A 9,642-nucleotide genomic window follows, 5' to 3' on the forward strand; every position below is an offset into this window, starting at 1 on the left:
TCTGAGAGGAACCGATCGATGGGTCCGCTGGACGACCAGGTGGTGCGCGAAGACTCGCTCACCGCCACCGCTGACGGCCTGGACATAGCCGTCTACTCCCACTGGTACCGGGCGTTGCCCCTGACCTCACTCGCCCGCGTCGACCTGACCGTCGACGGCCGGCGGATCGACCCGGACACGCTGTCGGTGACCGCCAACGGGCGCCGCTACGAGTTCGGCGAGCTGGCGGACAGGACCGATGACTTCTGGTTCACGACCGACCCGGTGGTGCTCCACGTGCCGGTATCCACGGCGTCCGGCCGGCGGCACCGGGTGCAGCTGCTGCTCGGGTTGTCGATCCCGTACATCCTCACCGGCCCAGACCGGGTGCCGCTTCTCGCGCCCAGCTCGACCGACAAGACGCTGACGGCTGCCTGACAGGAGCAAGCTCATGACCGACACCGCCCCCGGCCTGCCCCGCCTCGGCATCACCCTGTTCAGCCTCACTCTCGAGCAGCGCGCGCCCGGAAACGATCTCGCCGCTCTCATCCGCGAGGTCGCCGCCCGCGACCTGGGCCCGGGCGTCGAAATGGTGGCCTTCCAGAGCCTGCGTGGCTGGCCACGACTGGACGACAAGGCCGTCCGTGAAGTCCGCGGCCTGATCGCAGACTCCGGCCTGACGCCGGCCTGCCTGGCCGTCAACCTCGACCTCGCCCTCCATCCGGGACGGTTGCTCACCGACGACGAGGCGTACGACTACGTCGCCGTCCAAATGCGCCGCGCCGCCGCGCTCGGCTTCCCGGCCGTGCGAGTCGGCGCGGAGTGCGGACCAGCGATCATGACCCGGCTGCTGCCGCTCGCCGAGGAGCTCGGCGTCAAGATCGGCGTGGAGATTCACGCCCCGCTGACCATCGACGCACCGCCGGTCGCCGAGCTCAAGGAGCTGTTCACCCGGCTCGACACCGACTGGCTCGGCTTCATCCCCGACTTCTCCGCCAGCATGCGCGCCGTGCCGGCCGCCGTCGACGACGCGCACCGGAAGGCGGGCATCCCGCCCGAGCTGACGGCACTGACCCGGCGGCTCTGGGCCGAGCCCGGTCCCACGATGGCCAAGTTCCCTGAGCTCGAACGGCGGGCCACCGAACTCGGCGCCAGCCCCGCGGAGATCGGCAATCTCAAGATGCTCTTCACGATGCACGGGCGGATGGATCCCGAGCGGTGGGCCGACTTCTTCCCGCACGTCATCCACGTGCATGGCAAGTTCTACGGGGTGTCGGACGGGGAGGACCCGTCCATCGACTTCCCGGCGATCGCCCGGGTGCTGCGTGAGCAGGGTTACACCGGCTTCATCTCCAGTGAGTACGAGGCACACGCCTACACCGACAGGTACAGTGCCTTCGACCAGGTCAGGGCCCAGCACGACATGCTCAAGCGGCTGCTCGAGGACCAGCCGGCGACGGTGGTCTCCCCATGACCACAACAGCCCGGGTCGGCCGGCGGTTGCGCGCCGGCCGACCCGGGCTGCCAGTCCTCCGGTAGGTCGCAGGGCTTCTCGGCTGCCGAGTCGGCAGTCTCAGGCGGCGGTCTGCAGGCACAGCGCCGAACCGACCGGTGTGCCCGCACCCAGCCAGATCTGCAGTGCCGAGGGCCGGAAGAGGTTGTGCGCGGCAAGTAGCGCGCCGCCGATCGTCCCCTCGGCGAAGTTCAGCGACGCCGTGCGGATGGTCAGGTTCCGCGCGGCGAGTTCGATCGTGCCCTCCAGGACGGCGCTGCGGAACTCTTCGAAGAAGAGAGAGCTGTAGCGGATCACCCCGCCACCCAGGACGAGCGTTCCCGGGTTGGCGAAGTTCACCACGCCGGCGATCGTCCTGCCGGTGATCCGAGCCGATGAGGCGACCGCGGACCGCGCGACTTCGTCGCCGGCGGCGGTGGCCTGGCCGATGTCCTCGGCCGTGATGCGGCCCCGACGGGCAAGCCGCTCGGCGAGCAGCGGGCTCTCTCCTGACTTGGCATGCTTGGAGAGGGTCCGCATCAGGGACCATCCGCTCGCGACGGCCTCGAGGCAGCCGATCTTGCCGCATCGGCAGCGCGCCGACCGGTCGTCGGTGACCCGCACATGTCCGATGTCGCCGGCGGCTCCGCTGTCGCCGCGATGGAGGCGGCCGTTGGTGACCAGGCCGCTGCCGATCCCGGTCGCGACCTTGACGTACAGAAGGTCGCGCCGTTCCCGCGGCACGCCGCGTTCCCACTCGCCGAGTGCCATCAGGTTGACCTCGTTGTCGACCCACACCGGTGCCTCCCAGCGGCACTGGAACCAGGAGCGTACGTCGTAGTCGTCCCAGCCCGGCATGCTGGGCGGAGCGACGGTGCGGCCGGAAGCGACATCGACCGGGCCTGGGACGCCTACGGCGATGCCCCAGACCGGCACTGTTCGGCCCGCCCGCCTGACGAGTTCCCCGAACACTTCATGGACCGTGCCGAGCACGGCCTCGGGACCGTCCTGCACGTTGATGTCGCGGAAGTCCCGAGCGAGTTCGTTGCCGGCCAGGTCGGTCACGGCGGCGTGGAGTGAGACGGTGCCCAGGGCTGCGGACAGCAGCAGCCCCGCCTCGGTGCGGAACCGGACCGAGCGGGACGGCCGGCCACGACGGTGGCCCGACGGCACCGCGTCGACCTCGGCAAGCACGCCGAGCTCGACCCCCTCGCGGAGCCGCTCGTTCACCACGGTGCGGCCCAGGCCGGTCGCCGCCTCCAGCTCCGGACGGGTCATGGCGACCCCGGCCCGGACCAGATCGACGATCTGGGCCAGGACCAGGATGTCCCGAGCGGACGGCGGTGGCTGCACGTCTGTCTCCTCCCTGCGCGGGCCCGGCTGGGGCCATGCTGATCAGCCCACGCTCTCCGCGAATCTCGCGGACTCCGACTTCCGTTGTATTCGTACATAATTATTCCACAGCGGGCGGATCTGCGTGTCACGGTGTCGGGACATGGGCGCAGAATTGGGCCCCCGTCATCGCAATGACGCGGACGGGGGCCCGGTGTGGACGTCACGACCCTGAACGGTCCCAGCGGGAGGTGTCACCCGCGTAGTAGGGCCACACGCGCCACCGGTTTTCGCCGTCGCGGTCAGGGGGATCGAGGGTCACCTCTCCGGAGGCGGCCCACTCCACGCCACGGCAGAGCAGCGTCATGAAGTTGACCCGGCGGAAGGTGTCCCAGTCGTGGCCGAGGGTGATGGTGAAGCACCGGCCGGCGCCCCACTCGTTGATCCAGGCGAGCGGCTGGTCCTGATTCATCCCGTGCAGATCCTCCAGCCCGCCGGGTGGGATCTCGACCGGGGTGTGCGGCCGGGGCCATCCGGCCCGGCGGTACGTCTCGACGTCGTCGAAGACGGTCAGCAGGACCCGCGCGCCCGGGTGCGTCGCGACCCCGGTCAGGATGTCGTCGTTCGAGATTCCCCACTCGGGATCCAGACCGGCGGTGATCGCGTGGCGGGGTTCCGCCGTCCGGACCACGACTTCGCCCACGGGGCGGGGGCGCAGCCCGAGATCGCGGCTCATCGTGGCGCCGCGCATCGCGTTGAACTCCTCGGGGTAACCCCAGTCGCTCTCCTGGACGGCCGACCCGTGGAACCACACCATTCCACGGCCCTTGTCGCGGACGAAACGCAGCAGCGCGTCGTTCGTCGTCGCGCCGAAACCCTCGGCCTTCTGCCGGTAGTTGTCCCGGCCCTCGTACATGACGAGCACGACGTCGAAGCGGTCGAGAAGCTCCTCGCCGACCCCGCGGAACTCCTCGAGCACCCGCACGCGGAAGCGGCCGGTCGACTCGAGCAGGGTGGTCAGCATCCCGGTGTGATGCCGGAAGCTGCGGTGCTCGTTGTCGTGTTCCTCGGTGACCCGGCCGGTCGCGATCATGACATCGAGCTTGTCCGGCACGGCCTGCCCTTCCCTCATGCGCCGGCGGCCGCGGACCTGATGTACGTGAGGGACTCCGCGGACGGGACCGTCGGGAAGTATTCGAGCCCGATCGGGCCGTCGTAGCCCGCGGCCCGCAGGACCGACAGGTGCCGCGTCCAGTCGATCGCGCCGCTGCCCGGCTCGCCGCGGCCGGGGGCGTCGGCGATCTGCACGTAGTCGACCAGCCCTGCGGCGTTCGCCAGCTCCTTCGCGGGATCCTCGCCCTCGGTGACGGAGTGGTACAGGTCGTAGAGGATCCCGAAGGAGCCGGAGTTCACGCCCCGCGCGACCAGGACGGCGTCGGCGGTGCGGTCGAGCAGGGCGCCGGGATGGTCGACCCGGGTGTTGACCGGTTCGAGCACGAGCTTCACGCCGGAGCCGCGGGTCCGGTCGACGGCCTGGGAGAAGACCTCGACGAGCTTCTGGAGGTTCTGGGCGCGCTTGGCGCCGGGGAAGCCGATGCCCGAGCCGAGGACGACACGCGGGCACCCCAGCAGGCGGGCGTTCTCGACGGCCCGGTCGAGGCCCTCGAAGAAGGGGCCGAGATCGGTCCCCGGCAGCGTGAAGTTGGTCCGCGGTTCGGCGAGGAGCGAGGTCAGGGCGACCCCGGTCTCGGTGAGGGCGCCGGCGAGCGACTTGACGTCCTTGTCGGAGGTGCCCCACATCTCGACGGCGTCGAAGCCGGCGGCGGACGCCGCGCGCACCCGGTCGGCGGCGTCCGGCCCGGCCTCGGTGAAGAGCAGTTCGATGTTGGGGGACAGCTGGTACACGGTCAGGCCTGCTTTCGTTCGTTGTTCAGGGTGTTCGAGATGGCGCGACGGATGAGGTCGTGCTGCCTGCGTACGAGATCGACGGGGTCGGCCTCGTCCAGGTCGGCGAAGGCGTGGCCCTCCCACTCGCTGGAGAAGAAGCCCGAGTAGCCGCCGGTCACGAATTCCCTGACGATGGCCGGGTAGTCGATGGCCGGCTCGTCGCCGTTCTCGTCGATGTCGTAGAACTTGGCGTGCACGTGCACGATCTGCGGCATGATGTCGGCCCACTCGCGGGGGTCGACATGCCCGTGCATGTTGAAGGCGAGCCGCGCGAACGAGCCGAGGCTCTCCGGCGCGATGCCGCGTGAGCGCAGATAGTCGACGAACTCGGCGTGCCGCTCGTTGATGCCGGAGTCCTTCGCCCAGATCTCCTGCAGCCGCGCGAGGTCCTCCGGCGCGAGCCCTTTCTTCGTGAGCCCGCGCAGCAGGGTGGGGGACATGCTGTGCATCGTCGAACTGAAGTCGGCGACGAAGCCCAGCCGCGGCGAGGCGATCTCGTCGTAGAGCTCACGGATCCGCACGACCTGCGGAGAGTTCGGGCCGAGGGGGGCGTGGATCTCCCAGCCGAGTGTGAGGTCGAGCTCCTCGGCCAGCGGCATCAGCCGGCGGATGAGCTCCGGTTTGGCGCTCTGGATGCGTACCAGCGGGAAGCCCAGCGCTCGCGCGCTGCGGAACTGGGCGGCGGTGAACTCGAACTCCTCGTCCAGGGTCATGTCCCTGTCGCGGCGGCGGCCCATGTCGAGGTTCGCGCCGAACGAGCTCGGGGCGAACCCATGCCGGTCGAACGCCTCGTGCCACTCACGGACGAACTCGTCGGTGACCACGGGGTAGGTCCGGATCGTCTGAGAGGCGACGATCTCGATGCCGGGTCCGATTCCGGCCGCGGCGACCACGTCGAGCAGTCCGTGCAGGTCGTAGCGGCCGGCGGCCCACTCGCTGGTCAGCGAGTAGAGCGTGAGACCGAGCTTGATGTCGCTGCCCGGTACGGCGGGCGCGGCCACGGGGGAGGGGACAGTCGTCGTCATCAGGGGCCCTCTCAACGCGCAGTCAGCGTGCGGCGGTTGGTCGCGTGGTTGGTCACGTACGTCATGGGGGCGATCTGCATGTACGGGAGCCGCAGTTCGACGGCCACCTCGACATCGACCTCCTGGCCCTCCGCCGGCGGCCTCTCGCGTGGCACCACGACCTGGAGGCGGTCCTGGATGAACCAGAGCGTGTCCCACTGGTCCTTCAGCTCGCCGACGTGGTAGGTGCGGTCGCCCAGCTCGACCCGAAGCTCGTCGCGGGGGACGCGCTCTCCGTCCACTGTCACGGCGATGTCGCTGACACTCGACAGCCAGAGGCTGCGGTACCACGGCACCTTGAGGGCGACCGCCAGACCGCCGGGACGCAGGGTCAGGCTGTCCTCGGTCAGGACCGTGTCATCGGTGGCCATCAGATGTTCCTTCCTCCCGGCAGACCCACCAGGCGGCGGGCCTCAGCCGGATCGACGATCACGCGCGAGCCGCTCGCGGCGGCGCTCGCGCGGATGAGGGCCTGCTCACCGGCGACGACCTCGAAGGGGTCGTCCCAGTCGTTCCAGTGGAAGCCCTCCCACTCGCTGGAGATCGCCCCCGAGTAGCCGCTCCCGACCCACAGGCCGATCAGCTCGCGCACCGGCACCGACGGCTCGTCGCCGTCGGCGTCGATCTCGTAGAACTTCCCGTGGGTGTGCACGGCCCAGGGGAGGACGTCGGCCCAGTCGGACGCCGGCGCGTGGCCGAACAGGCCGGTGATGTTGACCGCCATCTCGATCGCCCGGTCACCGGCGCCATGGCGGTGGGCCAGCTCCACGACCTGCCCGAACCACCGTCCGTGCTGCGGCTCGGTCATCGGGGGCCCCTCGGCGTGGTGCTCCCGCCACAGCTCCTCGAGCCCCGTCAGCAGGTCCTCGTCGTACCCCGCCTCGCGGTACTTGCGCAGCAGTGTCGACGGCACCGCGCGCAGCGACGCGCCCCAGTCGGGGACGAAGCCGAGCAGGGGCGACCCGAGCTTCTCGTAGCGTTCGAGCAGCGCCTGGATGCGCGGGTGCCTGGGGTGCTGGTGGGAGTGGATCTCCAGGCCGAGCCGGACGCCGTACTGTTCGGCCACCGGGAGCAGCCGCTCCATGTCGTCGGGGGTGAGCGAGATCTGCACCCGTACGACGGGGAAGCCGAGCTCGCGGGCGACGGCGATCTGGGGGCGCATGTAGTCGACGAGCTCGTCGTCGGTGAGCATCCGGTCGCGGCGCAGCCCGGCGTCGGCGTTCGCACTGAGGCAGGTCGGCACGAGGCCGGTCTCGTCGATCAGCGACCGGAAGCGTGTCACGAAACCCGGGTCGACGTCCGGGAATCCCTTGATGCTCTGGAAGCCGACGAGTTCCAGCCCGGGGCCGAGACCACGACGGGCCACCTCGCGCACCAGTTCCTCGAACGTGTACCGCCGCCCGTGGAAGGCGCGGGTGAAGCTGTAGAGCGTGACTCCCTGGACGGGCGTGCCGGGCGCGGTCATGTGGCGCCACCTTTCCGCGTCACCGTCAGCGGCATCGTCTTGGCGTCCTTCTCCTCGATCCTGAGAACCCCCAGGTCGGTGGTGATGTAGGGGATGTACAGGCTCAACGTCACGCTCACCTGGTGCTCGGCCCGGTCGTCCAGAGCGGGCAGATCGCCCTCCAGCTCCGCGGAGTCGAGGACGTACCACCACAGGTCATGGCGGGCAGGTAGATCGTCGAGCCGGTGGGTGCGACCGTCGACGGTCCAGGTGATGGAGTCATGCGGCACCTGCGCCCCGTCGACCGTCCACCGGACGTCGGCGACGGACGACAGAGGCAGGGCCCGATACCAGGGCATGCGGACGGAGAGCCGCACCCGGTCCCCCCGGGCGGCCAGCGTCCCGGGCTCGATGATCTGTTCCGGCATCAATGCAGGCGTTCCTCAAGGTGTGAGAGGGTTGCCGGGGCGCTAAGGAAGTGGTCAGCCCTTCAGACCGCCGGCGTAGCCCTGGATGAACTTCTTCTGGGCGAAGAAGTAGAAGGCGAGAATGGGAACCATCGAGATGATCACGACAGCGAAGATCAGGTTCCACTGTGAGACAAGCGAGCCGACGTAGTTGTACATGACCACCGGCAGCGTCTGGAATCCCGAACCGTTCAGGAAGATCAGCGCGGTGAAGAAGTCGTTCCACACGATCAGGCCGGCGAGGATGGCGACCGTTCCGGTGGCCGGGCCCATGAGAGGGAACACCACCTGCGCGAAAATCCTGGTCCGGGATGCGCCGTCGACCGTCGCCGCCTCCTCGTAGTCTCGCGGCAGCCTTCGGAAGAAGCCGCCGTAGAGGAAGACCGACAGCGGGATGAGCATGCCGGTGTAGACCACGATCATCCCGAACGGCGTCCCCACCAGGCCGAGGTTGCGCGCCTCGACATAGAGCGGCACGACGCCGAGCTGGGTGGGCAGCAGGATTGCGATCATGAACAGGTAGTACGTCCGGGTGCTCCAGCGGTTGGTGCTGCGGGCGAACACGTAGGCCGCGGGGGAGCCGATCACCACGAGGGCGGCGATGGTCCCGGCGGTGATGATCACGCTGTTGAGCAACCCCTGGAATATGCTCGACGACGCGTCACTGGAGGGCGAAAGCAGCGTGACGAAGTTCTCGAAGGTCGGACTGACCGGGAAGGACAGCGACGACGTGGTGAGCACCTGATCCTGCGTCTTCAGCGACGTGGAGATCAGAAAGTAGAAGGGCATCAACATCACGACCGCCGCCAGGATCGTGACGATCTCGAGGAGCAGCGTCTTCTTCGTGTAGTGGAACACGGCTTTCGTCCGATCTAGAGGCGGTCGCGGGTGGCGTACTGCTGGACGACGGTGAAGATGAGGATGAGCACGCTCAGCACCAGGGCCAGGGCCGCGCCGAAACCGAAATTGCTGAAGACGAACGTGTGCTGGTACACCTCTGTCGCCAGCGTCTGTGTGGCGCCCGCGGGGCCCCCGCCGGTGAGTGCGATGACCTGGTCGAAGATCCGCAGCCCCTGGATGAGTGATAGTGTCGTCGCGATCGCGATGGAGGGCTGGATTATCGGCATCGTGACCGACTGGAAACGACGCAGGGGGCCCGCGCCGTCCAGGGCGGCGGCCTCCTCCAGTTCCACGGGGACGGTGGCCAGGCCGGCGAGGTAGATCACCATGGTGAAGCCGATGTTCTGCCAGACCATGACGACGAGGACGGCCAGGAGCGCGAGCTTCGGCTCGGCCAGCCAGTCGCGCTGCCAGCTCTTCAGGCCGACGGCGCCGAGTGTCTCGTTCAGCGGGCCGTCGAACGCGAAAATGAACTTCCAGATGTAGGAGACCGCGATCGGCGCGATGACCACGGGCATGAACAACAATGTCCGCAGGACGTATCGCGTCTTGAGGCCGCGGTTGAGGGCCAGTGCGAACAGCAGTCCCAGGATGTTGCTGCCGAGCACGAAGCCGAACGCCAGCAGCAGCGTGTTGACGAGCGCTCCGGTGAGTTCCTCCGTCTGGAAGATCCGTGTGAAGTTCTTGAGACCGATGAAGTCGAAGGAGCCGATGCCCGTCCAGTTGGTGAAGGCGTAGAAGGCGCCGCTGGCGGTCGTCGCGTAGATGAAGGCCAGCATGAGCGCCACGGCCGGCAGCGCCCACCACCAGTAGCCGTAGCCGATGCGGTACGCGCGCTGTCTGCCTGCCGCCGGCTTCGGGGTCGCGGCAGTGGCTCCCACTGCGCCGGCTTGGCTTTCCGTCATGGTCATCTTGCCGTCCCTTGTCCCTGTTTCCGCGTCGGGCGGCGTGCGGGGCGGCAGTCCGCTCGCGCCCGTACGTGTCGAGCTCACCATGGCGCTCGCCCGCGACCTGGGC

Annotated in this window: 11 protein-coding genes; 2 read left to right on the forward strand and 9 right to left on the reverse strand. The window is 68.9% G+C overall.

Going from position 1 to position 9,642, the window contains the following annotated elements; genetic code table 11:
- Positions 1–18: 18 nt before the first annotated feature.
- On the forward strand, positions 19–417 hold the full coding sequence (locus ABZ857_RS33390) for a DUF6379 domain-containing protein (RefSeq protein WP_357051142.1): 399 nt from the start codon (positions 19–21) through the stop codon (positions 415–417).
- A gap of 13 nt (positions 418–430) precedes the next feature.
- Positions 431–1,453 carry a TIM barrel protein gene (locus ABZ857_RS33395; RefSeq protein WP_357051144.1) on the forward strand — a complete coding sequence of 341 codons (1,023 nt, stop codon included), beginning with the start codon at positions 431–433 and terminating at the stop codon, positions 1,451–1,453.
- Positions 1,454–1,552: 99 nt separating this feature from the next.
- Here the strand turns inward: ABZ857_RS33395 and ABZ857_RS33400 are convergent, their stop codons facing one another.
- The 9 genes from ABZ857_RS33400 to ABZ857_RS33440 all read right to left on the reverse strand — a co-directional run bounded on the left by ABZ857_RS33400 (position 1,553) and on the right by ABZ857_RS33440 (position 9,536).
- Positions 1,553–2,824 carry an ROK family protein gene (locus tag ABZ857_RS33400; protein WP_357051147.1) on the reverse strand — a complete coding sequence of 424 codons (1,272 nt, stop codon included), beginning with the start codon at positions 2,822–2,824 and terminating at the stop codon, positions 1,553–1,555.
- A gap of 202 nt (positions 2,825–3,026) precedes the next feature.
- Positions 3,027–3,917: a ThuA domain-containing protein gene (locus ABZ857_RS33405; protein ID WP_357051150.1), complete on the reverse strand. Its 891-nt coding sequence runs from the start codon at positions 3,915–3,917 to the stop codon at positions 3,027–3,029.
- A gap of 14 nt (positions 3,918–3,931) precedes the next feature.
- A complete protein-coding gene (locus tag ABZ857_RS33410; protein ID WP_357051153.1) occupies positions 3,932–4,708 on the reverse strand; it encodes a TIM barrel protein in 777 nt (258 codons plus the stop codon).
- 2 nt (positions 4,709–4,710) lie between these two features.
- Positions 4,711–5,775, reverse strand: coding sequence for a TIM barrel protein (locus ABZ857_RS33415; RefSeq protein ID WP_357051156.1), 1,065 nt, complete (start codon positions 5,773–5,775; stop codon positions 4,711–4,713).
- Positions 5,776–5,786: 11 nt separating this feature from the next.
- Positions 5,787–6,185 (reverse strand): DUF6379 domain-containing protein, encoded by a 399-nt coding sequence (locus tag ABZ857_RS33420; protein ID WP_357051159.1) that lies wholly within the window; start codon positions 6,183–6,185, stop codon positions 5,787–5,789.
- Positions 6,185–7,279 (reverse strand): TIM barrel protein, encoded by a 1,095-nt coding sequence (locus ABZ857_RS33425; protein ID WP_357051162.1) that lies wholly within the window; start codon positions 7,277–7,279, stop codon positions 6,185–6,187. The genes ABZ857_RS33420 and ABZ857_RS33425 overlap by 1 nt, the downstream gene beginning before the upstream one ends.
- Complete coding sequence (locus ABZ857_RS33430) at positions 7,276–7,686, reverse strand: DUF6379 domain-containing protein (RefSeq protein ID WP_357051165.1); 411 nt, start codon at positions 7,684–7,686, stop codon at positions 7,276–7,278. The genes ABZ857_RS33425 and ABZ857_RS33430 overlap by 4 nt, the downstream gene beginning before the upstream one ends.
- 54 nt (positions 7,687–7,740) lie before the next feature.
- Positions 7,741–8,583 (reverse strand): carbohydrate ABC transporter permease, encoded by an 843-nt coding sequence (locus ABZ857_RS33435; RefSeq protein WP_357051168.1) that lies wholly within the window; start codon positions 8,581–8,583, stop codon positions 7,741–7,743.
- A gap of 14 nt (positions 8,584–8,597) precedes the next feature.
- Positions 8,598–9,536, reverse strand: coding sequence for a sugar ABC transporter permease (locus ABZ857_RS33440; RefSeq protein WP_357051171.1), 939 nt, complete (start codon positions 9,534–9,536; stop codon positions 8,598–8,600).
- Positions 9,537–9,642: the final 106 nt, after the last annotated feature.

The organism is Microbispora sp. NPDC046933, assembly GCF_040644635.1.
Taxonomy (GTDB): domain Bacteria; phylum Actinomycetota; class Actinomycetes; order Streptosporangiales; family Streptosporangiaceae; genus Microbispora.